Below are 26,456 nucleotides of genomic sequence, written 5' to 3'. Positions count from 1 at the left end.
CTCTATGTAAGGTGAAGCCGAAACAATAAAAATCCCGGATCACTCCGGGATTTTTGGTGCCGAGGGTTCGAGGGGCTAAAATCTGCCGTCTTTCCCCGCAATCGTATATCTGAAAGTGTAGTAGCTTGACTCTTCCGTGGGCACGTCCTCCGGCGCGCCTTTGTAGTAGCTGATAATTTCTATTTTTGCGATTTGACCATCGGCGGTCTTGACGAGCAACGTCCGTCGGGGAATGGGCAGGATCGCGTGCACGCTCATGTCGTATCTATACCACGAGTTTCCGCTTCCGCCTGGAATCGCGAAACCGGCGTCGCTGTCGGCTTTATAGCCGTCTTTCGGAGCTTCGTTTATCTGGTCGAACGGTTTTTCCACGACGATAGCCCCTCCTTCGCCCGGACCGCTGGTGCCGCTGTTGGTAGCGATTGTCGTTTTACTGAATGCGATGTCCCAATTCTTCGTTTTCGCGTCGCTTGCCGGCACTTCTTTGCCCGCAACCAGACTGAAATAGATGTAGGACTTCGTATTAGCGTTCAGGTCTTTGATAACTGTGATTTCGGTCTTTGCCGGGCTGCTGACCTGTGCACAAGCATGCTGAATGCCTGTTATCCAGGGTATTGCCACCATAGCCGAAGCGACGATTGATTTGAATAGCATATTCGGGAATGTTTGACTGAAACGGCTATCGGGTTGTGATGCCGATAGCCGCTTAAATGTGATATCACGCACCTTTTTTAACGAGCTTATACTCCAATTTGGGTTTCCCGCGCTCGCCCCCGTCGCTTGCATGGAAGCTGATAAAACGCAGTTTGTAAATGTTGCCTGCCGGATCTTTGATCAGGTAAAAACGGTCGGTTTTAACACCGATGGTTCCCGTAGTTGCGCGCCATTTTGAACCGATTGCGTCGGCAGACTTGCTGAATGTGATGCCTGTCAGGTTGGTTTCGGCAAATGTGTCGTAAGCCGCGGTAGCCGTTAGCACTTCGGCGGCTTCCACGTTTGCGAGCGTATTGATGAATACCAGGTCGGAGAAGCCGTAAGGGAGCGTTACGCCTGGACCGGCCGCGGTAAAGTACATGCTGTACCCCCATTTGATGTCCCAGCGATCCTTTGCCGGCTCAACACCAACCGTGGCCCCTTTTTCAAGGGAGACAAACCCGAAGTTGTAGGCGGCGTCCTTGTTGATGTCCAGTGTTTTAAACGTGGTTTCGTTTACTTTGGCATATTGCAGGGTATAGCCGGCACCTTTACGAAGAATACGGATTTTATAAAGGTCGGTTGCCGGAAGAACGGTGCCTGAGCCACCTTTGCGGTTCAGGATATATACTTTATTGTCGGCATCGGTTGCAGAAACTGCCGCTATCACTGTCTTGGTAAGGTCTCCCGTTGCGTCGTCAACCAGCGACAGTTTGCCTTTTCCCTGGCCAACCGCCAGCGAATCGGCGACGAAGTCCTTGCCGGAAACGGCATTGAGATCCGTCTTGTCCACCATCAAGGCGGAGGCACCATTGGTCCCGTTCAGGATGACGCGAAAATCGGTGCCGTTGTAAAACCCGAGGTCCCAGCTGTCGCGAAGTACAGGCGTTTGCACATTGCTGCTGAGGTCGAGGAAGACGGTATTGGCCGCGCTGCTTCCCGGTTCGCTGCCCGCTATACCGTTCAACTGAATGCTGGTGCCTTCTGAGATGATGGCTTTGAAGCTCAGTTTCAGGGAAGAATTGGCGCCGACCAGCACAGGACTGCCTGCCGACGCGATTTTAAAGGCAATGCTCTCATCGCCGTCCAGCAACACGCCCGATTTTTTGCTTACCTTGAAAGAAACGGACGATTGCCCCGCAGGTACCGACAATGAGAGCGTGTTGTTTGCTGCTGCGGGAGTGGTGGTGAACTCGGCGTCATATGTGAGTTGCGCAGGTGTCAGTGTCACGGAGATAGGGGTAGCGGCATCGACCGCTCTCGAAAGCATGACCTTGATTTCCGTCTCGTCGCCTTCGAAACCTTTTTCGGTCGCTTCAAAAGCGGCCAGGTTATCCGGTAATGGAGGTTCGTCGTCGCTGCATGCGTTGAATGTACCCAGGAATGCAATCAGTAGTAGCGACCGGACTATTGTCTTCATAATGAATTGGAGTTAGAATGAAAGGGTATCAATTATTGTTTTTTTGTGAATTGAAAGCTGAGACCCGCGAAATATGACCGCCCGAACGACATCGGAACAGCCCCGCCTGTGCTGTGCGCCCCGCCAATATCCGCGGAGGTATTTTGCAGGTTGGTGACATCGAAGAGGTTCTTGACACCAGCCAGTAAGTTAAGGTGTTTGCCAAGCCTCTTGCCGAATGTTAAGTCCGCCATGTGGAAACCTGCGGTTTCTTCAAGACGGACACCGGCTTCGTCGACGATTTCATAAACCGGACGCTTGCCGGAGAATTTATAGAACAGGTTAATACTGGCACCGGCATTTGGGAAAGTATAAATCAGGTTTGCGTTGATTTCAGTGGACCACACAAATCTGGGTAGCGAGCCAAAATCTCCCGGTGTTTCCGAAAATTTATTGTAGCGGCCAATGTAAGTAGCTCCCACCGTCGCTTGCAGGTTCTTCCAGAAAATCTTGTTGTCCAACGAGAAGCCGGTCGTTTTGAAGTGATCGATATTCAGATAGGTCGTCTGGGTACGGTCATTGGGGTCAAAGGCAGTTTCGATCAGGTCGTGGAAAACATTGTAAAAGCCGCCAAGCGTGGAACCGATGCGGAACCCTTCGCGGCTCACGGCTTGCCAGACAAAGAAAGCGTTAAAGCTGTTTGAATATTCGGCTTTCAGGTTGACGTTGCCGTTAATGGAGTGGGAAGCGTCGTGGAAATCGAAATAAAGCTCCCGCAGCGCCGGCGAGCGGAACCCGCGCGCGTACCCAAAACGGAAATCGAGCGATTTGCTCAATGTAAGCTTGCCGTTCAGCGACGGTATCACCGGCGGAGCATCGTAGACCGAGTTTTTGAGGAAACGCAGACCAGGTGTGAGCTTAATGGATCGTCCGATGCGGATTTCAGGCGCTATAAATAAGGCATATTCATTGATGGCGGGAGACCCTTTGATGCGTGCGCCCGATGCATTGTTGTTCGAAAAATCGATTCCCGCGAGCACCGACAGATAATCCGACGCCTTATAAAAAGCCGTTCCGCGGAAGAACGCAGTCGTGAAAATCGATTTGTCCTGCGCGCCGGGGTCGAGCGAGAGCGTGCGACGGTCGTTGATATCCACATTGGTGCTGAGGGTTCTGCGGGAATAGTCGGTATAGGAGCCGGCACCCGTGATATTCAGCCGGTCGTTCACTTTGAATTCGGATTGTAATTGATGGAACCAGCGTTTGCTGATGTAATCCTTATCAGCCGCAATGCCGGTATTAGGATTGCGGTTACCCAGATATCTGATCGTTTCGTCGGTGCCGTTGAAGCGGTACCAGATGTTCCATTGCTTTTGGCCGAAACGCGCTCCGGCCGTGTAGAGCATCTGGTCTTTCGGCATCCAGGCTTTGGCGCGGCCCGTAGAAGCGCCCCGCCAGCCACCGAAATTGTTTCGGGTTACATTGCCGGACAACTGCACGTGTTCGTTTTGCCACGTTAGGCCAACGCTCTGGTTATGGGTTCCTTTTTTGGTCAATGCGTTATATTCATCGCCCGCGGTTTCTTCCTGCAACCTTGCATTGAAAGTGAACGACGAGCCTTCCGAACCCTTTTTTGTAATGATATTGATCACGCCCGCCAAGGCATCCGTTCCGTAAATAACCGACATAGGTCCTTCTACGATCTCGATTCTTTCGATGGTGTTGATGTCGATCTGTCCAAGGCTCTCACGTGTATCGCCGCGATCGGTAAGCGGAATGCCGTCGAGCAGTATCTTGACGCCCCGGCCTGTCATGCCCATTAGTTGTATATCGCTGGTACCGAGCGTCAAATCGTTCGAAAACCTTATGCCGAGTTCGGTATTGAGGACCATTTGCAGGTTGGTTGCACCACGCAGGCGGATGCGCTCGCGGTCGATCGTTCGTACCTGGTACACCGAGTTGCGGAGTGACTGCGGTTCCGGTTGCCCGGTGATTACCACTTCATTCAGTGCGAGCGGCGTTCCGGTTAGCTCGATATCCCCGATTTCGAGTCTTTCACCGCCTCGGACGGAAATTTTAACCATCGATTCCCCATTCCCGACGGCTTTCGCTACCAATGCATAATCTCCGGGCGGCACCGCGAGGGAAAAAAGGCCTTCCGGTGAAGTTTGTGCCTCATATGCCGTGTTTTGCAGGAAGACCGTAGCCTCCCGAATGGGCTCGCCTGTTCCGGATAAAATCCTTCCTTCCACTGTTCCATTGGATTTCTGAGCCATTACGCCACTGATAACCAGTAAGATTAATGAGAGGGTAGACAGTTGCTTCACAAAAAATTAATTTAGACTAATTATAATTACAAAAGAAAAAATTATTTAGACTAATTACAATTACACCAAGATATTTTTTGTGAAAAGGGTGGCATTCTCCCGGCAAGGTGAAATGTTACCTGATGGTCGCTTGAAGATTGACGGTCACAATGTCTTTCAGCTTCCAGTCCTTTTCGCCGATCTTGTAATCGAGGCGGTTTATTTCGAAGGTACTGGTGAGCGAATAGCTGCCGTCGGCATTCTTTTTGGCATCGAAAGGCAGGGCTACGCTTTTGGAAACGTCCCGCATCGTCAATGTGCCTGTCGCCTGGTATTTGTCGCCTTTCTTCTCGACCTTGGAAGACCTGAAATGGATATCGGGATATTTCTCGACCCAAAAATATTTGTCGCTTTTCATATCCCTGTCGCGGGTATTGTTGTTGGTTTTAAATGTATTCGCGGCGATTCTTACATCAAAGGATGCGCTTTGTGGGCTTTTCTCGTCAAAAACGGCTTCCCCGCGCGGCGCTTCGAATGTGCCATTGCAGGTGCCGAGGATGAATTTAACACTGAACTTCGTAGAACCCGAAACGATTTTCGAGGTTTGAGCGGACACATTGCCCGCGATCGCCGCGAGCGTGATCCACAATGCAAATGTGAGCCGGGTACGCATTTCTGTTTCGTTTGGATATTTAAAGCTCTTCCAGCAAGGATTCGCCTTCCGAACGGTCGCCAGAAGTCCATTGCCATTTCTCATGCATACGGATTTTCCCGTTCGGCAGTTGCTCGGGCGTAGACCTGCAAATACCCGTCGTGATCTCGCCTTTGTCGTTCACCTGATGGTAACGCATGTCGAGGTTACCCTGGTCGTCCACGAGCGCGATGAGGTGTCCCGTGCGAATGCGCCCGCCCGAGTAGGTGGAAGTAACAATATTCCCCGTTTGTTTGTACAAAAATTGCATGGACAAATCCACTTCTCCGTTCGCGGAATTGGATAATGGGACGAATACTTTGTTGTTATAATCGATCATAGGAAAAAACGTCGCCTTAGTGCGCTAAATATAGGCATTAAGGCGGCATTTGATCAAAGAACGGACGTGATCCACCATGTATTTCCGCAGGGGTCGGTTACTCCGCAGCTACGACCGTAATCCTGGTCGGCAGGGGGCATCACGCTCGTTGCGCCGGCGTCAAGGGCCTTTTGGTAACTTTCGTCGGCATTGTCGACATACACGAACAGGTTGGCCGGCTGTGCGGGCCATTCGGCGCGGCTGTCGCAGAACATGATGGTGCTGCCTCCAATCGTCACTTCCGAATGTTTGATCTGCTCAGGGTTGTCTTCCTGAAAATGCGTCGAACTGATCGTTCCGCCGAAAACGGAGGTGGTGAAATCGCGGAACCTGGAAGCGCCATCGAGCATCAGGTAGGGCATGATGGTCTGATGGCCGTTGGGGACTTTTACATTGCTCATGATTTTTGTTTTTGGTTTAAGCAAAAGTAGATAAGCGGTCGGGCGCGGAATTGGAAAAATACGACATCATACATCGCGGTAGCCCATACCTTCCGCATTCCCGGAAAAATAGGTTTTGGGGTGCTCGCCCGAGAACGCCTTGAAATCGTGGATAAAATGCGACTGGTCGTAATAGCCGCATTCATAGGCGATTTCGGTAAGCGATTTGTGTTTGTTCCCGTATTCGTTCAATGCCGATTGAAAGCGGATGATCCGGCTGAAAAGTTTGGGACTGAACCCGGAGAATGCCAGAAATTTCCGTTCGAACTGACGGGTGGAAAGGAAACTCCGTGCCGCCAGATCGGGAATGCGCGCCAGGCCGTTGGAGCGGATCACGCTGCTGATCACCGAAAAAACCGCCGGTTCGTGGATTTCCCGTTTGCGGATACACTTTCTTAGAAATTCGGAAACAATGGCGACACGCGAAGTATGGTCGGCCGCGAGCATCACCTGCTCTTCCAGGTCAGTACCGGCCTGTCCGAGAAATGAGGTAAGGTCCGGCATCTGGTTGCTCACTTCCGCCGCGGGCACGCCGAAGAGTGCCGGAATAGCGTAAGGATAGAGGTAAATCCCAAAAATGCCGAAGTCCCGCCCGATCACAAATCGCCGGAAGGACTGCGACTGGCCATGAACGCCGGAATGGAAGGAGGTTTCGGTTTTATCGTTTTTGAATATTTCGTCGAACCGCCCTTTGAAATGGAATACCATTTCGGCGCAGCCATCGGCCAGCGTCCGGTGAAAATAAGGCTCATTGCCGGGTAGGTCGTGTTCCAGCTCCCAGAAGAACCGGACGTAACGGGCCAGGTCGGGGGTGGGCGGGATGGTGAAATACTTCATGACGAGCCTGCTTTCGAAGAAAGCCTAAAATAATCGATAGTATGCAAAAGATCAGCATCAGTAGTAATTTTTATACACTATTTATCCTATCTGCTTTAAGGGGATACTTTTATTATATTCTGCGAAATTTATATTTTTGAAATCTCTTTAATACATTTGAACAGCGTACGGGCCACTTGGAAAAGATGGTTTTGTCCGCTGCGACGGGCTTATCCCCGGCAGTAAAATAACTAGTCGATTACCTACTCAATTTCTTGCTATGAAATTAGTGCCCATAGAGAAGCGCACCGGACTTACGCGCGAAGAATTCATCGAAAATTACTTAAAACCAAGTCGCCCGGTGGTGTTTACCGATCTTGCAAAAGATTGGCCGGCAGTTCAGAAATGGACTTTTCAATGGCTTAGGGAAAATCACGGTAACCTGGATGTGCCATTGGTCGATAACCACATCCACGACGCCGACAAGTATTTCCAGATTGCCAAAACCATGAAGTTCGGCGACTACCTCAGCCTTATCGAAAAAGGGCCGACCGACCTCCGGATTTTCCTTTTCGATATTTTCAAAAAGATCCCCGAGCTCGCCGACGACATCCGGTTCCCGACGATCATGGATGGCTTTTTGAAGTCGTATAAATTTGTATTTTTCGGAGGAGAAGGGTCAATCACCAACCTGCATTACGATATGGACTGCTCAAACGTATTCCTGACGCAGTTCCAGACCCGCAAGCAACTGATTTTGTTCTCTCCAGAAGAAAGCCGGCGGTTGTACCACCATCCGTTCACTGTGATGAGCAAGGTGAATCCGCTCGATCCGGATTACGAGAAATTCCCGGCGTTGAAAGGAGCTACCGGTTACGAAACGATCCTTTACCATGGTGAAACGATTTTCATTCCTTCGCTATGGTGGCATTATATCCGTTATGTGGATGGCGGTTTCAGCCTTGCATTACGTGCGAACAACTCTATTTTCACGGCTGTCAAGGGCGGTATGAACCTCGTTCGCCACCAGTTTGTGGATAAGAGCATGACCAAGTTGCTAGGCCTCGACTGGCAGCACTGGAAGGAGCGGAAAGCGTTCGAGAACGCCCAGGAGCTTTTGCGCAAACAGGCATAAGGGAAACCGTCCGGCCGCCTGTATTTGGAAACGCATTTCAAAGAAACTAATCTATCTTTGAAATGCGTTTCTTTCGTATTGCTTCTCGACTCGCTATGAACTTCGAACTTACTTCACAATACCAGCCGACGGGCGACCAGCCGGAGGCCATCAACCAACTAGTACAAGGAATTGAAAACGGGGAACCGGCCCAAACGCTGCTGGGAGTGACGGGGTCCGGAAAGACATTTACGGTAGCCAATGTGGTGGCGCGTGTAAACAAGCCCACTTTGGTGTTAAGTCACAACAAGACGCTGGCTGCGCAGCTTTACGGCGAGTTCAAGCAGTTCTTCCCCAACAACGCCGTCGAGTATTTCATCAGCTATTACGACTATTACCAACCGGAAGCATTCATTTCCAGCACTAATACTTACATTGAAAAAGACCTGATGATCAATCAGGAGATCGAGAAGCTGCGTTTGCATACCGTTTCGTCGCTGATGAGCGGCCGCCGGGATGTGATCGTGGTTGCGTCGGTTTCGTGTATTTATGGTGCGGGAAACCCTCTTGAATACAAAAAAAGCATTGTGAGCGCTAAGCTGGGCGACATTGTGCCACGCAACCAGTTCCTTTTCAGGCTGGTGGAAATCCTTTACAGCCGTACGGAAGTGGAATTTAACCGTGGTACATTCCGCGTGAAAGGAGACACCGTGGACGTGTTCCCCGGCTACGCCGACTTCGCTTACCGATTTATTTTTTTCGGGGACGAAATCGAGGAAATCCAGCGCATCGAGCCTGAAACGGGCAAGAAAATTTCTTCCGAAAAGGCTATCGCCATTTTCCCGGCAAACCTCTTCGTGACGGGCCGGGATGTGCTGAACCAGTCCATTAAGGAAATACAGGACGATTTGGAGACGCAGGTCAAATATTTCATTTCCCAGGGACGCCTTGCCGAAGCTGAACGGGTGAAAGAACGGACCGAGTTTGATATGGAAATGATGCGCGAGCTGGGCTATTGTTCCGGCATCGAGAACTATTCGAGATACTTCGATCGCAGGTTGCCCGGCCAGCGCCCGTTCTGTCTGCTCGATTATTTCCCGGAAGATTTCCTGATGGTGGTCGATGAAAGCCACGTTACCATGCCGCAAATTCGTGCGATGTGGGGTGGAGACCGTTCGCGGAAAGAGGCATTGGTTGAATATGGTTTCCGTTTGCCGTCGGCATTGGATAACCGGCCATTAACATTCCAGGAATTCGAGGATATGACGCCTCAGACTATATTTGTGAGCGCGACGCCGGCGGATTATGAGTTGAGGAAGTCGGAAGGCGTGGTGGTGGAGCAGATTATTCGTCCCACAGGTCTTTTGGATCCTGAAATCGAGGTGAGGCCGAGTTTGAACCAGATCGACGACCTGCTGGAAGAAATCACGGAACGCATTAAGCTGGGCGACCGCATTCTGGTGACCACTTTAACCAAGCGGATGGCCGAGGAGCTCAGCAAATACCTGGATCGCGTAGGCATCAAATGCCGCTACATACACTCTGAAGTAAAAGCATTGGACCGCGTGGAAATATTGCGGGAGCTGCGGCTGGGCCTGTTCGATGTGCTGGTTGGTGTGAACCTTCTCCGGGAAGGCCTCGACTTGCCCGAAGTTTCGCTGGTAGCCATTATGGACGCCGACAAAGAGGGCTTCCTGCGCGATACGCGTTCGATGATACAGACCATCGGCCGCGCGGCGCGCAACGACCGCGGCAAGGTGATTATGTACGCGGACACCATTACGGGCTCGATGCAACTGGCGATCGATGAAACAAACCGCCGCAGAAGCATTCAGATGGAATACAATCAGGCTAACGGCATCACACCGAAAACTGTTCGTAAATCGAAGGAAGCTATTATGGAACAAACTTCGGTCGCCGATTCCAAGGTTCGTAAAGTCTACGTCGAGCCGGAGGAAATTAAAATCGCTGCCGACCCGGTGGTGCAATACATGGGAAAAACCGACTTGCAGAAACTCATCGCCGAAACCCAGCGAAAAATGGAAGCCGCCGCAAAAGATCTGGACTTCCTGGAAGCTGCCAGGTTGCGGGACGAATTACTGCAATTGAAAGCACGGGTGCAGGAGTAACCCGCTGCCCGATTGTGAAATGCGGATAAATGGCTCCAAAGATATTTATGCGGTGCCATTGCTGATACCGATTTTCTGAGAGGCTCACTTCCGGTGGACAGTTTTATCAGACCAACACGCTTATTTACAGCTGATCGAAGTATCATTATCCGAAGCGCGGGATTGGTCAGTGTGAAGACAATCAGTGAGGTAACACAAGCGGTCATTAAAATTATCCAGTGACTTGCTGAGGCTCTTTTAATTGTTCCAGCAATTCCAGCACCTCTTCCCAATTATTCACCCGCGTATGCTTTTCAATCCCCCTGTTATGCCCGGCGGTGAATAAGATTGGTTTCCCTTTGTGAAAGTCCAGGTTTTTCAAGTGGTCGTCGATGAGGTAATCGGTGTTGATGACACTTTTGTCGCCGCAGAAAATAATGTTTCTCCAATGAATGGACGGAAAATGCTCGGCGAGCCAGTCGTATTTCTCGGGCAGGGAATTCGGGAACTCCATTGCGGCCGAGACTATGTACACTTCATAATTTTCCTGCAATTTGATGATCGCTTCCTGTGCTCCGGGTATTACGGGTGCATTGCGGAAAAATCCGGGTTTGTAGAGAAGGCTGCGTGCGGCGAGCGGATCGGGAAAAGCCTGGTCTTCGGGAATGCCATGCATAGCTTCTTTGGTGACTGTTACGCCAAATACATTCGCATACCAGTTGATCCAGTTGGCTTCAATGTCGACGATGACATTATCCATATCCACCGCAATCGATTTTTTCATGATGTGATAAATTAATATTTGCAATTATTTGCGGCAAATATATGAATTTCTTGCAATATTTTGCAATATTAAATCGGAAATGTTTGCTAAATTTGCAAGCATAATCCCGACGTCTATGTTAAAAGAGGAACGCTTCCAGATCATACTGGACCAACTTGGAAATGAGCAAAAAGTCTATCTGGGGCATCTGAGCACACTTTTAAACGTGTCGGAGGATACGGTCCGGAGGGATATCAAGGAGCTGGCGGACCAAGGGTTGCTGAAATCGGTCAGGGGAGGGGCCGTACCACATTCACCCGGCCCGCACCATTTCCGGGACCGGATCAAGTATGACAGCGAACAGAAGCAAATTATTGCAAAGAAGGCGTTACAATTTCTCAAAGACGGGCAGGTCGTAATTTTCGACGGCGGCACCTCTGCGCTGTTGATCGCCCAGATGCTTCCCAAAGATTTGAAACTGACCGTCATCACCAACAGTTTTCCGATTGCCTCCATTCTCGAAGAGCATGAACATGTGGAAGTACTGTTTGCGGGCGGTCGTTTGTTAAAAAATTCGTTTGTGACGATCGGCAACGATGCTATCCAGTTTTTCAGGAAATTCCGCGCCGATGTTTGTTTGCTTGGCATTTGCAGCATTCACGCTGACCTCGGCGTGACCGGTCCGGACTTTGAGGAAAGCGAAGTCAAATGCACAATGATCGAATCCTCAAAAGAAGTGATTGCACTGGCGACAACCGAAAAGCTGGGCACGGCGGAGGCCTATTACGTTTGCCCGACGGAACGGTTATCGATGATTATTACCGACAAGGACTCTGAAAGCAAGGAGTTTGATGTTTACAGAAATCTGGGAATCAGTATGTCCTGACTCCCTGGGCGTGGTTATTTTTTGGTTGTTTCTTCAATTTTAAAGAAGTGTCTTTAATGCTTTTCGAATCCTGATTGATAGCATTCGAAAATCCGGGCATGAACGAAACAGCGATCCTCAGAAGCCATTTCCGCAGACAGACAATGTTTGTCTGATTTCCATCTCCCATTTGTTCGCGTGAACCGTAAAAAACGCGGCATAACATCGCCCGGATGTATTTTGGAGCGCATCGAGACAAGTATCGGCCAGTGCAGGATTATGATTGGAAGATGAGATGGTCGCCGGAAGAAAGCGAACGGCTCCGAAAATGCTGGTTTTAAATGTGAATGCGGTCTGGGGGCAGTTTAGGCCGGAAACCGGGATGCCGGTTGGAAACATTACTTACTGAAATCGAAAGGGCAGCAAAAAAGTAATGTCCTCTCATAATCGCCGGGTTATACCTATCTCGGGGCCATTCGGATCGCGCCGTCCAGACGGATCACTTCGCCATTCAACATTGGGTTTTCAACGATGGATTTGGCCAGTAATGCATATTCAGAAGGCTTTCCGAGCCTCGACGGAAATGGAATCTGCTGTCCTAATGAGATACGTGCTTCTTCGGGCAGGCCCATTAGCAAAGGCGTTTCGAAAAGGCCGGGGGCGATGGCCATTACGCGGATGCCGGATTTAGCCAGATCGCGTGCCACCGGCAGCGTCATACTCACAATCCCGCCTTTGCTCGCCGCGTACGCTACTTGTCCCATTTGGCCGTCGTAAGCGGCAACCGAGGCAGTATTAATGATCACGCCGCGCTCGCCTTCTGCATTCGGCTCATTCTTTTCCATAGCAAAAGCCGCCAGCCGCATCACATTAAATGTGCCAATGAGGTTAATGCGAATGGTTTTTTCGAAAAGTTCAAAGGAATGCGGGCCGTAGATGCCATCGGCTTTGCCAACGATCTTACGCGCGGGTGCAATGCCTGCGCAGTTGACCACGATTTGAGTGCTGCCGAAGGTTTGCAAAGTAACGTCCAACGCATGCCGGACTTCGCCTTCGCTGGTAACGTCGGTTTTAATGAATTTAATTTGACCAGGGAATTCGCTTTCAAGTGCTTGTCCGGCTGCTTCATTCAGATCAAGAATAACAACTTTTGCACTTTGATTGACGAATAACCGTGCAGTCGCTTCTCCAAGGCCGGAGGCGCCGCCGGTAATGAGGGCTGTGGAGGTGGCAAGTTGCATAAGGTGTTACTTCCTCCTTAGCAGATCTTCTGGAATCGGGTTTTCTTCCAGAAGTTTGCGTGCCCGTTCAGTTTTCGCTCTTACAACCGGGTGGTCAGATAAATCCGGCAGGGAGTTATCGATTGTCTTACGGGGCAATAAATTTGCAGGAATATGTAATTTCTTTTCCAGGACTTTCATTTTTCCACCGGCTTGTTTTTTACTAATCTACCAAATTTCTTGCTATCAAAAAACTTTCATAGGATTGATTTGGTTCAAATATCCGCCATTTCGAGCGTTGGTAACCAAGTATTTTGAGTTGGCGCTTGACGTCATCTCCAGTCTTATTAATGGCAATTTGATAGAGACGGGTTCTTGAAGGACGATTCCCAGTTATAATAATGCCGCTTCTTGGAAATTGGGAAAGATGATCTAAAAACACAGCCATTACCGTTGCAAGAACTTCCGGCATGTCACCATTGTCTGTAATTGAGTCATCAACATAATCTTGCGTCACCAGATCGAAATCCAGCAACGCAAGGTTGTATATGCCAGGTGCCATTTGGTGAGTTCTATCGCTTTGTCAATAGTGCCGTGCTTACCCACACTTTGAAACTTAAAGCGACCGGTCGCCTCATTAGCCGTGTATGGATGTGCCTGGTATTGCCCCATCTACACCACCTCGATCTTCACCTTCAGCAAAAACTCATCCATCTCGATCTCCGTCGCTTCCCCATTCAGGTCGCTGACGAGGTGGAGATCCAGGGCTTGTACTTCCTGGCAGATGTAATCTTTGTTGGCGGTTACTGCGCTGGCGAGCAGGCCATCGTTGTTTTGTAGGGTAATGCGAATTTTGTCCGTTACTTCAAAGCCGCTGTCTTTACGCAGGTTTTGCACACGGTTTACGAAATCGCGAGCAATGCCTTCCAGGCGCAGCTCTTCCGTCACAGTGATGTCGAGGGCAACGGTGAGGCCGCCTTCGCTCGCAACGAGCCATCCCGGAACGTCTTCGGCGATGATTTCCACGTCGGTCAATGCGATATCGATCGGGCCGCCGGCGGCTGCCAGCGTAATTGCGCTGCTGGCTTCGATTTCACGGATTTGCGCTTCATCCATCGCGGAAATAGCGGCGGCTACCTCTTTCATTTTCGGGCCGAATTTTGGTCCGAGGGTTTTGAAGTTCGGTTTGATTTTCTTTTTCAAAATGCCGCTGTCGTCGTGTACGAACTCGATGTTTTTCACATTTACCTCCGAGAGGATGATGTAAGCCACCTGCTCGATCTGGCGTTTTGTTTTCTCGCTCAAAACCGGGATAAGGATCTTCGACAATGGCTGACGAACTTTCAGCTTATGTCCTTTCCGGATCGAGTGAACGAGCGAGCTGATGCGTTGCGCCAGGTCCATCGCCTCTTCCAGGTCGGTGTCCACAACTTCTGCCTCGATTTTAGGCCAGTAAGTCAAATGCACCGATTCATATTTGAAAGGGGCATTGTGGCGGATCGAAGCTTCGCGGTCGCTGTCTGTCAGGTTTTTATACAACCATTCACCAAAGAAAGGCGCGATAGGCGACATGAGCTGCGCCACGGTTACCAAACAATGGTGTAAGGTTTCATAAGCGGCCGCTTTATCGTCGGTCAAACCAGCGCCCTGCTCGGCCGACGGGTTCCAGAAACGACGACGGTTGAGGCGGATATACCAGTTGGAAAGCTGGTCGGTCACGAAATCCTGCACGAGGCGGCCCGCTTTGGTCGGGTTGTAATCGTCGAATTCTTCGCCCACTTCTTTGATCAACGTATTCAGTTTCGAAAGGATCCACCGGTCGAGTTCGGTGCGTTTTTCGACAGGCACTGAATTCGCTTCATGGAACTCGTAACCGTCGAGGTTCGCGTACAATGCGAAGAAGTTGTAAGTGTTTACCAACGTTCCGAAGAACTTGCGCTGCACTTCGCCGATGCCGTCGATATTGAATTTCAGGTTATCCCATGGCTCCGCATTGGTGATCATGTACCAGCGCGTCGCGTCCGGGCCGTATTGTGCCAGTGTAGCAAACGGGTCCACGGCATTACCGAGGCGTTTCGACATTTTGTTACCATTCTTGTCGAGTACCAAACCGGTCGAAACCACATTTTTGAATGCAACCGAATCGAACAACATACCCGCAATGGCGTGCAATGTGAAGAACCAGCCACGAGTTTGGTCTACACCCTCCGAAATAAAGTCGGCAGGGAAAGCCTTATCGAAGATTTCTTGATTTTCAAACGGATAGTGCCATTGTGCGTACGGCATTGCTCCGGAGTCGAACCAAACGTCGATCAGGTCGGGTTCGCGGTGCATGATATGGCCGGTTTTACCTACCAGTACCACATCGTCCACATAAGGGCGGTGCAGGTCGTAGTCGCCGTGTTCGAGCTTTTGCAGATAATCCGAGTTGTGCAATGCCTGTTCGCGGGTAAGGTGGCCCGAGATAATTGCTTCTTCGAGCTTGTCTTTCAGCTCCTCGATAGAGCCGATGCACACCTCGTCGCCATAATCGTTTCGCCAGATCGGCAGTGGTGTGCCCCAGTAGCGCGAACGCGAGAGGTTCCAGTCGACCAGGTTTTCGAGCCAGTTGCCGAAGCGGCCGGTGCCCGTGCTTTCAGGTTTCCAGTTAATGCTTTTGTTCAGCTCGACCAAACGGTCTTTCACCGCGGTAGTCCTGATAAACCAGCTATCGAGCGGATAGTAGAGCACCGGCTTATCGGTACGCCAGCAATGCGGGTAGGGGTGCTCGTATTTCTCGACTTTGAATGCCTTGCCTTCCTCTTTGAGCTTGATGGCGATCAGCACGTCCGTCGGGCGGAACTCCGGGTCGTCCTGTTCCGCTTGAGAGTAATATTCAGGTTTTACAAAACGGCCCGCGAAATCCGTAATTTCTTTCACAAAACGGCCCTGGCGGTCGACGATAGGCACTTCTTTGCCGTTTTCGTCTTTCACCATAATAGCCGGAATGCCGTTCGCCTGCGCGACCCGGAAGTCGTCCGCACCAAAAGTGGGGGCGGTGTGTACCACGCCCGTACCATCTTCGGTCGTCACGAAATCGCCGAGGATCACGCGGAATGCCGGGGCGTCCGGTTGAATGTAGGGAAAGAGCTGTTCATACTCGATGCCTTCGAGGTCTTTGCCTTTGAATTCGTTCAAAACAGTCCACGGAAGCACTTTTTTTGTCGCCGGCCGCATAGTTTTCGAAATCGCCGTCGTGGCCTTTTTCGGAGAAGTATTTGCCTACCAGGTCCTTCGCGAGCACAACCGCTACGGGCTCGTGCGTATAAGGATTGAAGGTTTTAACCAGAACATAATCGATATTGCCGCCCACGGTCAGTGCGGAGTTAGCAGGAAGCGTCCATGGCGTGGTGGTCCAGGCGAGAATGCGGATGTCCTCATTCGCAGAAGCGGCTAATGCAGGCCATTTTTCGGCATCTTTCACCTTGAACATCGCTACGATGGTCGTATCCTTCACGTCTTTGTACGTGCCGGGCATGTTCAGCTCGTGCGACGACAGGCCCGTTCCGGCGGCTGGTGAATAGGGCTGGATCGTATAGCCTTTGTAAAGCAAGCCTTTGTCGTACAGCTTTTTAAGTAAATTCCAGAGGCTTTCGATGTATTCGCCTTTGTAAGTAATATAAGGATTGTCGAGATCGACCCAATAGCCCATTTTTTCGGTCAGGTCGTTCCACTGATCAGTGAACTTCATGACCGTCTGGCGGCATTTCTCGTTATAATCCGCAACGGAAATCTTCTTCCCAATGTCATCCTTGATGATGCCGAGTTCTTTTTCGACTTGTAGCTCAACCGGCAGACCGTGTGTGTCCCAGCCGCCTTTACGCTTCACCTGGAAGCCCTGCAATGTCTTGTAACGGCAGAAAATATCCTTGATCGCCCGTGCCATTACGTGGTGGATGCCCGGCGTACCGTTCGCCGACGGCGGTCCTTCGTAAAAGGTAAAAGTAGGCGCGCCCTCGCGGGTTTCTACCGACGCCTCAAAGATCTTCCTGTCTTTCCAGAATTTGAGTACCTCGTCCCCGATTTGCGGGTAACTCAGATTTTTATATTCGTTGTATTTCATATAAGTGGTAGCGTCCGGCATTTGCCGTGGCCGATCAATGTAAATAGCACTATTTATAACCCGCTCCGGATTTTAAGAGTGCAAAATTACGGATTTTTTTCCGCTAAAAGGATGTACGCGTTTGAATGAATCTGAGAGAGATTGTATTATTTTGGTACTTCAATCATCAATCTGAAAATGGAACTCATTAACCGTCTGTTGACCGCCAACAAATCCTGGGCAGCCAGGCAGCTCGAACTCGACGAAGCGTATTTTGACAATCTGGCGAAAGACCAGAAACCGGATTTCCTCTGGATCGGGTGCTCCGATAGCCGTGTGCCCGCCGAAGACCTGACAGGCTCGCAACCGGGTGAGATGTTTGTTCACCGGAACGTTGCCAATCTCGTGGTGCATACGGATATGAACATGCTCAGCGTGCTGCAATATGCCGTGGAGGTGCTGAAAGTGCGGCATATACTTGTAGTAGGGCATTACCAATGCGGGGGGGGTGAAGGCTTCGATGATGCATAAGGACCTGGGCCTGATCAACCGCTGGCTGCACAATATCAAGGACGTATACGACAAATACGCTACCGAGCTGGACGCGATCGAGGATGAGAAAAAGCGTTTCGACCGCCTGGTGGAATTGAATGTGATCCAGCAGGTGCACAACCTCGCACAAACGAGCATCATACAAGGCGCGTGGCACCAGGGCCAGGAGCTGCATCTGCACGGCTGGGTGTTCGGCCTGCACGACGGACAGCTAAAAACCCTCGCCCACATGCCACCTACCACGAAAGTGGAAGGCATTTATCGCTACGACTTTTAATAACGCTCGATTTGTTTGAGGAAGGAGGAAGGGGAATGCAGTCCGTTGTCGTTACATGCCCAACGGCATTAATGGGTGAGGGGCACCGGGCTGCTACCGATATTCATGCCTAACGGCATTGCCTGTCAAATGTTTCCCTTTTCTTCCCTTCCACGCTCTGCTCTGACACCCTTTCCTCTCTTCCCCCTTTTTGGTAGTTCCCTTCGTTCGCCCTATATTCGTAGTCTTAATTGAGTCTAAATAAGATAATCAGGGCGAATCGATGAAAAAACTGATTGGAAAACTGCACCTGTACCTGGGCCTTGTCTCGGGCATTATGGTGTTTATTATTTCCATCACAGGGTGTATTCTGGCGTTTGAGCAGGAAATCAAGAGCATTACACAGCCCTACATGTTCGTGAAAGGGCCTACCGGAGGGAATGTGTTGCCACCTTCGGAACTGGCGGAGATTGCCCGAAAGGCGCTTCCGGGCAAAGTAGCCAAAGGCGTACTTTATGATACGCCCGACCGCAATGCGCAAGTCGGTTTTTACAACCTCGATCCCGAATACTACTACGTCGCCTATATCAACCAATACACCGGAAAGCTCGAGCACATCTGGAACGAGGACGACGATTTCTTTCACTTCATTCTCCACGGGCATTATTATCTCTGGCTACCCGAAAAATACGGGCAGACAGTAGTGGCTTCCGCGACGCTCGTGTTCTTTTTTATGATGATCAGCGGAATGGTGCTCTGGTGGCCGAAGAACAAGTCGGCGGCCAGACAGCGGTTTTCGATCAAATGGAATGCGGCCTGGCGGCGGAAAAACTACGATCTGCACAATGTGCTGGGCTTCTATGTTATGTCAATCGGTATGATCCTCGCTGTGACAGGCCTTGTCTGGGGCTTCCAGTGGTTTTCGCAGGGATTGTATACGATCACCGGCGGAAAGGGGTCGGATGTGTACTATAACCCACCTTCTGATACCGTTTCGGCAGCCCGGGTGGCCGGTCCTATGCAGGCCGTGGATAAAGCGTGGTATCAATTACAAAAAGAGTATCCCCGGTATTCGACCCTGAATATTTCCTTTCCGACCGAAAAAACGGAGTCGATCTTTTCCTACGTGAATTTCCGCCAGGGCACCTATTACAATGTAGACTACCACTATTTTGACCAATATTCGGTCAAAAAAATCGATGCGGAAGGCCCTTATACGGGCAAATACAGCGAAGCCGATTTCGCTAAAAAGTTGCGTCGGATGAACTACGACATCCATACCGGTGCGATCCTCGGTTTGCCCGGCAAGATACTTATGTTTTTCGCGAGCCTGATCTGCGCCTCGCTGCCCGTTACCGGTTTTGTGATCTGGTGGGGCAGAAGAAAGAAAGCACCAAAAAAGGTAAGGAAGAGCATTCCGGCCTGGGCGACCCCGTCGTGAAACCGGCGATCTGATCTACGCTGCCGGAATTGTTATTGTTTTTGGTAAACTCTCACATAATCTACTTCGAAGCGGGCAGGGAAATCTGTTCCGGACAAATCGCCGCCGTTATCGCCGCCCAGCGCCATACCGAGCAGCAGGTAGTGGGGTTGTTTGAATGGCGTAATGTCCTTGTTTTTGGCATTAACGGCCTTCGACTGTTCCTGGGAAGCCATTAACGTATCATCCACATATATTTTAATGGAATTTTCGTCCCAATCCATCCGCCAGATGTGGAATCTGGACGACCAGCCAGGGTCGTTGAAAGTGCTGATCAGCTTTCTATTGGTATTCCAAACAGGCTTGTAGCGTTCGTTGGAGCCCCAGGCAAGGTTTGCCAGCAGCATTCCCCGGTAAAACTCCATTATATCAATCTCTCCGTTGTCCGGCCATTCGCCTTTTTCGCCCAGCGTCCAGAACGCCGGCCAGAGTCCCTGGCGCGTGTCGATCTTTGCACGCATTTCGCAACGACCGTATCGAAAGCTCTTTCTGCCTCGGGTAATGATGCTGGCGGAGGTGTATTCGGCGTATTCACGGCTTTCTTTCCAGTTGTTGCTGCCCGGTTTGTAGTTCGGGTTCTTTATCCGTTCTTTTTTGGCTTCGATAATCAGGTAGCCACCTTTGCAATAGGCATTTTCACCCTGGTACCATTGGTCTTCATGGTTTCGGACGAAACCCTTTTCGGGTTGCCATACGTTCGGATCGGGTGCGCCGTCATAGTCGAACTCGTCGGCCCAGACGAGCTTGTATTGTGCGGTGGCTGGTACGAACGTGATGAGTGCCATGATAATGGTAAGCAGCAGTTTGTCGGAAGTTGTCATTGTGGTCAGATATAGTTTGTCGGGAATAGTCATTTATAGTTCCTGATATTATTGGGAAAGTGGGAGCGATTGTTCATTTACCCGAAATGCCAGGCGGAAAGAATCGACATTATTAATCGCTGTGCCGGGTTTTATTTCTGACTGTTTTCCTTTTTCTTGTAAGCAACAGACGGCCGTAACATCTGCCGCCGGTGTTGATTTTTGATATGCGTAAATTCATTGATATTGCTAAAAAAGGCCGGACTGGATGGTTTTATGCTCGCGTTGCTCGGCATGATCTTGCTGGCCTGGCTCTGGCCGGCGCCCGGGATGAAGGATAGTCCGTTGCACCTTTCAACGGTTTCCACCTGTGCCGTTTCGGTTATATTCTTTTTTTACGGGCTACGCCTGAGCCCCGGGAAGCTAAGGGCCGGGCTGGTGAACTGGCGGCTGCATGTGATGGTGCATTTATCGACATTTGTACTTTTTCCCGTGCTTGCGCTTGCATTCAGGCCCTTTTTCGGAAGCGAAGATGGGCAAACGATGTGGTTGGCGATATTCTTTCTGACCGTGCTGCCGTCGACGGTCTCGTCGTCGGTCGTGATGGTTTCCATCGCGCGCGGCAATATTCCGGCGGCGATATTCAATGCGAGCATTTCGAGCCTGATAGGCGTTTTTATCACGCCTCTGTGGATGGGACTCGCCCTGGACCCGGGGCCGGAACCATCCGGTCCGGGGCATTTCGACCTGCTCTCGGTAGTCGGAAAGCTGGCATTGCAAGTATTATTGCCGGTATTAGCGGGAATGGCCCTCAACAGCCGCTGGGGGCATTTCGCGGAGGCCCGTAAAAAGTACATCCGGTATTTCGACCAGTCGTCGATTTTGCTGATCGTTTATACTTCTTTTTGCGAATCGTTCGGCGAGCACCTCTTCGATTCGCTCGGAATAAAAGAAATTGTATTTTTAGGGATAGGAATGCTCGCGCTGTTTTTCGGGATCTATTTCCTGCTGACGTTCATCAGCGGCCTGCTGCATTTCAACCGGGAGGATAAAATCACTGCTGTGTTTTGCGGTTCTAAAAAGTCGCTGGTACAAGGTGCGGTTATGTCGAAAGTGCTGTTTGCAGGGCCTGAGGCAGGTTTAATGCTTTTGCCCATTATGCTTTATCACGCATTGCAGCTGATCGCGGCGAGCATTATCGCGCAACGGATGGCCCGGGAGCCGGAAGTGGCGGAAAATTTCGTACTTAAAAAATAAGGTATGCGTATCATTTCGTGGTTGATGCGGCTTCTGGTGCTGATTTTGCTTTTGGCGGGGATCAATGCTTTGTGGTCGGGGTTTAAAACCGGGGACTGGCGGCCTGAATGGCTGGGCGGCGAAGGAAAGGTTGAAACAATGCATACGGTGGTTTTGCAGGAAATCAGTTCGATGGGAAAACTTGAAGTTGTGAAATACAACTTCAAGGATGTGGTGGAGCAGGAAATCGTGAAAATGTGGTTGCCTAATGCCAAAGCGATACTGATCGTGCAAGGCGAGGCGGTCGGCTGTGTGGATCTCGCCAGGGTTTCCATGGAAGATATTACCTCGGACGATGAAACGCTGGTTATCGATATGCCTGAGCCGGAGCTGTGTGTTTTTAAAATAGACCACAGCAAATCAAAGGTTTACAATACCGAATACGCTTTTACCGACGAAGCCAAACTGGTGCAGGAGGCTTACAAACAGGCCGAAAAACAGATCCAGAAATCGGCCCTCGACATGGGTATTCTTGACCAGACAAAGGAGAATGCGAAGAAAATACTGACACCAATGCTGGAAAAGGCTTCGGGTAAAAAGGTGGTGCTTAAATTTCCGATGACCGCCAAAGTAGACAAGTTGCGATAAAATAAACTGCGCTAAACCAACCCTTTCTGATGAGTAAAAAAGGATTTCTGACGCTGGATGAACTTTCGGGCAAGATTGGAGGGGGAGAAATTGAAACAATTGTCGTCGCGTTCACGGACCATTACGGCCGGCTGATGGGCAAGCGCGTCGATGCAGACTATTTTCTGGATTCGGTTGCCAAATCTGGTACGCACGGTTGCAACTACCTGCTCACCACCGACATCGCGATGGAACCTGTGCCTGGCTACCGCTATGCGAACTGGGAGCTCGGCTATGGCGATTTTCACATGGTGCCCGATCTCGGGACATTGCGCATCGCCGACTGGCTCGAAAAAACGGCGATTGTGATCTGCGACATCCATAACGACAAATCCCTTCAGCCTGAATCCATCGCACCCAGATCCGTATTAAAAAAGCAATTGTCGCTGCTTTCAGGCGAGGGCCTCGAATGCCTTGCCGCTTCGGAACTGGAATACTATCTGCTTGAAAACAGCTATAAGCAGGCATTTCAGCAAAATTATCAGAACCTGAGTCCGGCAGGATATTACCTTGAAGATTACCATATCATGCAGGGCACGCGGAACGAAAAATTTACTTCCGCCGTCCGAAGGCACTTAAAGAACTCGGGCATCGCCGTCGAAACTTCAAAAGGCGAGTGGGGTTTGGGACAACACGAGCTGAATATAAAATATGCCGACGTACTCTCGATGGCCGATAATCACGTCGTGTACAAGCAATGCCTGAAAGAAGTAGCCGACGCAATGGGGCTGTCGGTAACTTTTATGGCGAAGTTCGCGACCGATCAAGCCGGGTCCAGCAGCCATATTCACATGAGTTTGTGGAAAAACGGCAGGAATATCTTCGAAGGCGACGAGCAGTTCGGTCCGGTAAAAGGCTCCGACATTTTCCGCTGGTTCCTGGGCGGCTGGATCAGGCATGTGCCCGACGTAATGCCGTTCTACGCGCCGACGGTCAATTCCTATAAACGTTTCGTAGACGGTTCCTGGGCGCCGACGCGTCTTGCGTGGAGTTACGATAACCGCACGGCCGGATTCCGGGTGGTGGGCAGCGGTGCCAGTCTGCGCATCGAATGCCGCATTCCCGGCGCCGATTGCAATCCGTACCTGGCATTTGCGGCAGCCCTGGCCTCGGGTCTCGATGGCATCAGAAACCGGATTGAACCGCCCGAATGCTTTATCGGCGACATTTATGCGGCCGCGCATTTGCCGCGCGTGCCTTATACATTGGCGGAATCCATTACATTGTTCGAAAACAGCCGGTTTGCAAAAGAGGCATTCGGCGAGGAAGTCGTGGAGCATTACACGCATTTTTTCAAAACCGAGCAACGCGCCTACGACGCCTCCGTAACGGATTGGGAGCGCAGGCGATATTTTGAACAGATTTAATGCAGGTTTGCGGTAGGGCGTCAGGAGGCCCCTCCGGGGCCAAATACGATTATAGCTAGGCTGGTTGCCATAAACAGCCAGCTCCTTCGGAGTTTAAACGCCAAGTAGGATGTTTCAAGGCAGCGGCAATAATTACGATGGCTGCGGAGCAGCTTCCTGTTTGTAGAACGAACGGTGCATACAATTGACGGGCTCTATCTGAACCTCCCGAAAATGGAATGACGAAGAAAATGGCCTTACCGAGGCGTTCTACCGTAATCGAATCGACCGGATTTAACATTAACTCAATTACTATTTCATAATATTAACCAATTGACCCCATGCGCTTAGAAAACAAAGTCGCGCTTATTACAGGTGGTAGCGGCGGAATCGGCCGTGAAACTGCCATTCTATTTGCCAGAGAAGGAGCTAAAGTCGTGGTGACCGACGTGAACGACGCGGCCGGCCAGGAGACTGCCGACGAAATCGTCAGGAATGGCGGAGAAGCCTACTTTCTGCATTCGGACGTTTCCGAAGCCGCTGACAGCGAGGCGGCTGTGGCGTTTGCGGAGGAGAAGTTCGGCAAGCTGAATATCCTTTTTAACAATGCCGGCATTATGCACAGCGACGACGATAATGCCATAACAACCGAAGAGGCGATCTGGGACCTGACGATGAACATCAATGCGAAAGGTGTTTTTCTGGGGTGCAAATATGGTATCCCGGCATTGCAGCGCGCAGGCGGCGGATCAATTATAAATACGGCGTCGTTTGTGGCGATCCTGGGCGCGGCTACACCGCAGGTGGCCTACACGGCCAGCAAAGGCGCCGTCCTCGCGCTCACACGGGAGCTCGCGGTTATCCATGCGCGCGAGAATATCCGTGTAAATGCGCTGTGCCCCGGTCCGCTGCGTACCGAATTGCTGATGAAGTTTTTGAATACCGAAGAGAAGAAACAACGCCGGCTGGTGCATATTCCTATGGGCCGCTTCGGTGAAGCCAGAGAAATGGCCTACGCGGCATTGTTCCTCGCTTCCGACGAGGCTTCGTTCGTAACAGGTACCGATTTCCTCGTCGACGGCGGTATTACCTCCGCTTATGTAACACCTGTTTAATGGAGGAAAGGGGGGAAAAGGAGGATGGAAGTATCCTTCTTCCCCTTCCTCTTTCCTCCCTTTCTTCTTCATTCCTTTCAAAAAAATGATTCAGACAACAATAAGCCCGATCGACGGTTCCGTGTATGTGGAGCGCGAGTTGGCGACTGCCGCGGCTGTGGAAGCTGCTTTGGAAAAGGCCGTTACGACGCAAAAAGAGTGGAAAAAATCGAAACTTTCCGAGCGCGAGGCGATCTGCCGGAAGGCGGTGGAGTATTTCCTGAACAATGCAGACGAAATAGGTCTTGAACTGACCTGGCAAATGGGCCGGCCCGTGCGGTATACGGCTAATGAGATCCGTCGTGGTTTTCAGGAACGAGCCAATTATATGATTTCCGTAGCCGGAAAGGCCTTGGCGGATGTGGAAGTGGACGAGATTCCGGGATTCAAAAGGTTCATAAAGCGCGACCCGCTGGGCGTGGTATTCGTGGTTGCGCCGTGGAATTATCCGTACCTGACTTCGGTAAACTCGGTGATACCGGCGATTATGGCAGGTAATGCGGTGCTTTTGAAGCACGCACAACAAACGCCGCTTTGTGCGGAGCGCTATGCAGCCGCATTCGAATACGCCGGATTGCCCGAAGGGGTATTTCAATATCTGCATTTGAGCCACGACCAGGTAGCGCAGGTGATCGGCGATGCACGGATCGACTACGTCGCATTCACGGGCTCGGTAGAGGGAGGGCATGCAGTTCAGAAGGCTATTAACCAGCGCTTCATCGTCGGAGGGCTCGAACTGGGAGGGAAAGACCCGGCCTACGTGCGTGCCGATGCCAATTTGGCCGACGCCGTGGAAAACCTTGTGGACGGTTCTTTTTTCAACTCGGGGCAGTCGTGCTGCGGGATCGAGCGGATTTATGTGCATCGGGATGTGTATGAAGAGTTTGTGCGGGGTTTCGAGGCGCTCACGAAAACCTACGTCCTGGGCGACCCGCGCGACCCAGAAACGACATTGGGGCCAATGGTGAGAACCTCTGCGGCCAATTTTGCCCAAAAGCAAATCGATGACGCTATCGCGCAAGGTGCCAGCGCGTTGATCGATCCCGCATTGTTCCCCGCCCACAAACCGGGTACGCCTTACCTCGCCCCGCAGGTCCTGGTAAACGTAAGCCATTCAATGGATATCATGACGGAGGAAACATTTGCACCGGTGGTAGGCATTATGCCCGTTTCGGGCGACGACGAGGCTGTTCGTTTGATGAACGACAGCCAGTACGGTCTGACTGCCTCGATCTGGACAAGCGATGTGGACGCGGCATTGCGAATCGGTGAGCAGGTAGAAACCGGTACCTGGTTCATGAACCGCTGTGATTACCTCGATCCGGCGCTGGCGTGGACGGGTGTGAAGAATTCCGGGCGTGGTTGCACCTTGTCGGTGGTCGGTTACGAGGCTTTGACGCGGCCTAAGTCTTTTCATTTGAGAATAGGGTAGCTTGGTTTGATAGTCTATCTTTAATCCGGAATCACTTAAATGAGGACATGAAAAGCATCGACACACTGGATTTGAACGGCACATATAGTTATGCCGACTATTTGAAATGGCAATTCGAAGAGCGCCTTGAATTGATTAAAGGTAAAATCTTTAGAATGTCGCCTGCGCCTGCTACGCGACACCAAAAAATTGCGGGGATGCTATTTGCAGAATTGTGGCATTTGCTCAAATACAGGGATTGTCAGGTTTTTATGGCGCCATTCGACGTAAGGCTTCCGAGATTTGGTGTCAAAGCCGACCAGGAAATTTTTACCGTTGTCCAGCCGGATGTTTGCGTGGTCTGTGATCCGGCAAAAATCGATGAAAAAGGTTGTATCGGTGCACCGGACTGGATCATTGAAATACTCTCTCCGGGTAACACGAAAAAGGAAATGAATGATAAATTCGATGTGTATGAAGAGTCCGGCGTGAAAGAATATTGGTTGGTAGAGCCTAATGATGAAGTAGTGTTCGTATATGTATTGCATGAAGGGAAGTTTATCGGATTGAAGCCATTTACCGCAGGTCAGGTTTTGACTCCGATCACATTGCCTGAATTTACCATAGAACTGGACCAGCTTTTCGATAAAAAGTAAAAT

The 26,456-nt window shown here is 50.8% G+C and carries 22 protein-coding genes and 2 pseudogenes; 11 read left to right on the top strand and 13 right to left on the bottom strand.

Going from position 1 to position 26,456, the window contains the following annotated elements; genetic code table 11:
• Positions 1-75: 75 nt before the first annotated feature.
• The 7 genes from ABV298_RS09230 to ABV298_RS09200 form a co-directional block, all read right to left on the bottom strand.
• Positions 76-654, bottom strand: a complete 579-nt coding sequence (locus tag ABV298_RS09230; protein ID WP_353721847.1) for an HmuY family protein — start codon at positions 652-654, stop codon at positions 76-78.
• 64 nt (positions 655-718) lie between these two features.
• Entirely contained in the window at positions 719-2,113 is a 1,395-nt protein-coding gene (locus tag ABV298_RS09225; protein ID WP_353721846.1) for an HmuY family protein, read from the bottom strand.
• 32 nt (positions 2,114-2,145) lie between these two features.
• Entirely contained in the window at positions 2,146-4,419 is a 2,274-nt protein-coding gene (locus tag ABV298_RS09220) for a TonB-dependent receptor (protein WP_353721845.1), read from the bottom strand.
• 115 nt (positions 4,420-4,534) lie between these two features.
• Positions 4,535-5,071: a YceI family protein gene (locus tag ABV298_RS09215; RefSeq protein WP_353721844.1), complete on the bottom strand. Its 537-nt coding sequence runs from the start codon at positions 5,069-5,071 to the stop codon at positions 4,535-4,537.
• A gap of 19 nt (positions 5,072-5,090) precedes the next feature.
• Complete coding sequence (locus ABV298_RS09210) at positions 5,091-5,429, bottom strand: n-acetylglutamate synthase (protein WP_353721843.1); 339 nt, start codon at positions 5,427-5,429, stop codon at positions 5,091-5,093.
• Positions 5,430-5,482: 53 nt separating this feature from the next.
• Entirely contained in the window at positions 5,483-5,869 is a 387-nt protein-coding gene (locus tag ABV298_RS09205; RefSeq protein WP_353721842.1) for a VOC family protein, read from the bottom strand.
• Positions 5,870-5,935: 66 nt separating this feature from the next.
• Positions 5,936-6,745, bottom strand: coding sequence for a helix-turn-helix transcriptional regulator (locus ABV298_RS09200; protein WP_353721841.1), 810 nt, complete (start codon positions 6,743-6,745; stop codon positions 5,936-5,938).
• 259 nt (positions 6,746-7,004) lie between these two features.
• On the opposite strand from ABV298_RS09200, the gene ABV298_RS09195 reads away from it, so the two are divergent.
• Complete coding sequence (locus ABV298_RS09195; RefSeq protein ID WP_353721840.1) at positions 7,005-7,859, top strand: cupin-like domain-containing protein; 855 nt, start codon at positions 7,005-7,007, stop codon at positions 7,857-7,859.
• Positions 7,860-7,954: 95 nt separating this feature from the next.
• The gene (gene uvrB, locus ABV298_RS09190) at positions 7,955-9,967 is read left to right on the top strand and encodes an excinuclease ABC subunit UvrB (RefSeq protein ID WP_353723162.1); all 2,013 of its coding nucleotides are present in this window, start codon (positions 7,955-7,957) and stop codon (positions 9,965-9,967) included.
• A gap of 211 nt (positions 9,968-10,178) precedes the next feature.
• On the opposite strand, the gene ABV298_RS09185 is transcribed toward uvrB, so the two are convergent.
• Positions 10,179-10,730: a 5'(3')-deoxyribonucleotidase gene (locus ABV298_RS09185; RefSeq protein WP_353721839.1), complete on the bottom strand. Its 552-nt coding sequence runs from the start codon at positions 10,728-10,730 to the stop codon at positions 10,179-10,181.
• Between the two features lie 115 nt (positions 10,731-10,845).
• Between ABV298_RS09185 and ABV298_RS09180 the strand changes: the two genes are divergently transcribed.
• Entirely contained in the window at positions 10,846-11,595 is a 750-nt protein-coding gene (locus tag ABV298_RS09180; protein ID WP_353721838.1) for a DeoR/GlpR family DNA-binding transcription regulator, read from the top strand.
• Positions 11,596-12,035: 440 nt separating this feature from the next.
• Here the strand turns inward: ABV298_RS09180 and ABV298_RS09175 are convergent, their stop codons facing one another.
• From ABV298_RS09175 to ileS, 4 genes and pseudogenes are all read right to left on the bottom strand, one after another.
• On the bottom strand, positions 12,036-12,815 hold the full coding sequence (locus ABV298_RS09175; protein ID WP_353721837.1) for a 3-hydroxyacyl-CoA dehydrogenase: 780 nt from the start codon (positions 12,813-12,815) through the stop codon (positions 12,036-12,038).
• Positions 12,816-12,821: 6 nt separating this feature from the next.
• Positions 12,822-12,995: a hypothetical protein gene (locus ABV298_RS09170; RefSeq protein ID WP_353721836.1), complete on the bottom strand. Its 174-nt coding sequence runs from the start codon at positions 12,993-12,995 to the stop codon at positions 12,822-12,824.
• 22 nt (positions 12,996-13,017) lie between these two features.
• Complete coding sequence (locus ABV298_RS09165; protein ID WP_353721835.1) at positions 13,018-13,356, bottom strand: hypothetical protein; 339 nt, start codon at positions 13,354-13,356, stop codon at positions 13,018-13,020.
• 110 nt (positions 13,357-13,466) lie between these two features.
• Positions 13,467-16,896, bottom strand: a pseudogene (gene ileS / locus ABV298_RS09160) (isoleucine--tRNA ligase).
• 177 nt (positions 16,897-17,073) lie between these two features.
• On the opposite strand from ileS, the pseudogene can reads away from it, so the two are divergent.
• Both can and ABV298_RS09150 read left to right on the top strand, forming a co-directional pair.
• Positions 17,074-17,704 (top strand): annotated as a pseudogene (gene can / locus ABV298_RS09155) (carbonate dehydratase).
• A gap of 262 nt (positions 17,705-17,966) precedes the next feature.
• On the top strand, positions 17,967-19,124 hold the full coding sequence (locus tag ABV298_RS09150) for a PepSY-associated TM helix domain-containing protein (protein WP_353721834.1): 1,158 nt from the start codon (positions 17,967-17,969) through the stop codon (positions 19,122-19,124).
• 32 nt (positions 19,125-19,156) lie between these two features.
• On the opposite strand, the gene ABV298_RS09145 is transcribed toward ABV298_RS09150, so the two are convergent.
• Positions 19,157-19,984 carry a glycoside hydrolase family 16 protein gene (locus tag ABV298_RS09145; RefSeq protein ID WP_353721833.1) on the bottom strand — a complete coding sequence of 276 codons (828 nt, stop codon included), beginning with the start codon at positions 19,982-19,984 and terminating at the stop codon, positions 19,157-19,159.
• A gap of 255 nt (positions 19,985-20,239) precedes the next feature.
• On the opposite strand from ABV298_RS09145, the gene ABV298_RS09140 reads away from it, so the two are divergent.
• From ABV298_RS09140 to ABV298_RS09115, 6 genes are all read left to right on the top strand, one after another.
• Entirely contained in the window at positions 20,240-21,220 is a 981-nt protein-coding gene (locus ABV298_RS09140) for a bile acid:sodium symporter family protein (RefSeq protein WP_353723161.1), read from the top strand.
• Positions 21,221-21,223: 3 nt separating this feature from the next.
• Positions 21,224-21,847 (top strand): DUF4230 domain-containing protein, encoded by a 624-nt coding sequence (locus ABV298_RS09135; RefSeq protein ID WP_353721832.1) that lies wholly within the window; start codon positions 21,224-21,226, stop codon positions 21,845-21,847.
• A gap of 29 nt (positions 21,848-21,876) precedes the next feature.
• Complete coding sequence (locus ABV298_RS09130) at positions 21,877-23,253, top strand: glutamine synthetase family protein (protein ID WP_353721831.1); 1,377 nt, start codon at positions 21,877-21,879, stop codon at positions 23,251-23,253.
• A gap of 320 nt (positions 23,254-23,573) precedes the next feature.
• A complete protein-coding gene (locus tag ABV298_RS09125; RefSeq protein ID WP_353721830.1) occupies positions 23,574-24,347 on the top strand; it encodes a glucose 1-dehydrogenase in 774 nt (257 codons plus the stop codon).
• An 85-nt stretch (positions 24,348-24,432) separates the two neighbouring features.
• Complete coding sequence (locus ABV298_RS09120; RefSeq protein WP_353721829.1) at positions 24,433-25,818, top strand: aldehyde dehydrogenase family protein; 1,386 nt, start codon at positions 24,433-24,435, stop codon at positions 25,816-25,818.
• Between the two features lie 47 nt (positions 25,819-25,865).
• Entirely contained in the window at positions 25,866-26,453 is a 588-nt protein-coding gene (locus ABV298_RS09115; protein WP_353721828.1) for a Uma2 family endonuclease, read from the top strand.
• Positions 26,454-26,456 lie beyond the last annotated feature (3 nt).

It is taken from the genome of Dyadobacter sp. 676, from assembly GCF_040448675.1.
Classification (GTDB): Bacteria; Bacteroidota; Bacteroidia; order Cytophagales; family Spirosomataceae; genus Dyadobacter.
Note: the sequence above shows the minus strand (reverse complement) of the source record. Positions and strands in the feature narration are given on the sequence as shown.

What these genes read in the sequence shown, in the direction of transcription:
- ABV298_RS09230 (WP_353721847.1), bottom strand. Translation starts at nt 654, where the DNA reads ATGCTATTCAAATCAATCGTCGCTTCGGCTATGGTGGCAATACCCTGG.
- ABV298_RS09225 (WP_353721846.1), bottom strand. Translation starts at nt 2,113, where the DNA reads ATGAAGACAATAGTCCGGTCGCTACTACTGATTGCATTCCTGGGTACA.
- ABV298_RS09215 (WP_353721844.1), bottom strand. Translation starts at nt 5,071, where the DNA reads ATGCGTACCCGGCTCACATTTGCATTGTGGATCACGCTCGCGGCGATC.
- ABV298_RS09210 (WP_353721843.1), bottom strand. Translation starts at nt 5,429, where the DNA reads ATGATCGATTATAACAACAAAGTATTCGTCCCATTATCCAATTCCGCG.
- ABV298_RS09205 (WP_353721842.1), bottom strand. Translation starts at nt 5,869, where the DNA reads ATGAGCAATGTAAAAGTCCCCAACGGCCATCAGACCATCATGCCCTAC.
- ABV298_RS09200 (WP_353721841.1), bottom strand. Translation starts at nt 6,745, where the DNA reads ATGAAGTATTTCACCATCCCGCCCACCCCCGACCTGGCCCGTTACGTC.
- ABV298_RS09195 (WP_353721840.1), top strand. Translation starts at nt 7,005, where the DNA reads ATGAAATTAGTGCCCATAGAGAAGCGCACCGGACTTACGCGCGAAGAA.
- uvrB (WP_353723162.1), top strand. Translation starts at nt 7,955, where the DNA reads ATGAACTTCGAACTTACTTCACAATACCAGCCGACGGGCGACCAGCCG.
- ABV298_RS09185 (WP_353721839.1), bottom strand. Translation starts at nt 10,730, where the DNA reads ATGAAAAAATCGATTGCGGTGGATATGGATAATGTCATCGTCGACATT.
- ABV298_RS09180 (WP_353721838.1), top strand. Translation starts at nt 10,846, where the DNA reads ATGTTAAAAGAGGAACGCTTCCAGATCATACTGGACCAACTTGGAAAT.
- ABV298_RS09175 (WP_353721837.1), bottom strand. Translation starts at nt 12,815, where the DNA reads ATGCAACTTGCCACCTCCACAGCCCTCATTACCGGCGGCGCCTCCGGC.
- ABV298_RS09170 (WP_353721836.1), bottom strand. Translation starts at nt 12,995, where the DNA reads ATGAAAGTCCTGGAAAAGAAATTACATATTCCTGCAAATTTATTGCCC.
- ABV298_RS09165 (WP_353721835.1), bottom strand. Translation starts at nt 13,356, where the DNA reads ATGGCACCTGGCATATACAACCTTGCGTTGCTGGATTTCGATCTGGTG.
- ABV298_RS09150 (WP_353721834.1), top strand. Translation starts at nt 17,967, where the DNA reads ATGAAAAAACTGATTGGAAAACTGCACCTGTACCTGGGCCTTGTCTCG.
- ABV298_RS09145 (WP_353721833.1), bottom strand. Translation starts at nt 19,984, where the DNA reads ATGACAACTTCCGACAAACTGCTGCTTACCATTATCATGGCACTCATC.
- ABV298_RS09140 (WP_353723161.1), top strand. Translation starts at nt 20,240, where the DNA reads ATGCTCGCGTTGCTCGGCATGATCTTGCTGGCCTGGCTCTGGCCGGCG.
- ABV298_RS09135 (WP_353721832.1), top strand. Translation starts at nt 21,224, where the DNA reads ATGCGTATCATTTCGTGGTTGATGCGGCTTCTGGTGCTGATTTTGCTT.
- ABV298_RS09130 (WP_353721831.1), top strand. Translation starts at nt 21,877, where the DNA reads ATGAGTAAAAAAGGATTTCTGACGCTGGATGAACTTTCGGGCAAGATT.
- ABV298_RS09125 (WP_353721830.1), top strand. Translation starts at nt 23,574, where the DNA reads ATGCGCTTAGAAAACAAAGTCGCGCTTATTACAGGTGGTAGCGGCGGA.
- ABV298_RS09120 (WP_353721829.1), top strand. Translation starts at nt 24,433, where the DNA reads ATGATTCAGACAACAATAAGCCCGATCGACGGTTCCGTGTATGTGGAG.
- ABV298_RS09115 (WP_353721828.1), top strand. Translation starts at nt 25,866, where the DNA reads ATGAAAAGCATCGACACACTGGATTTGAACGGCACATATAGTTATGCC.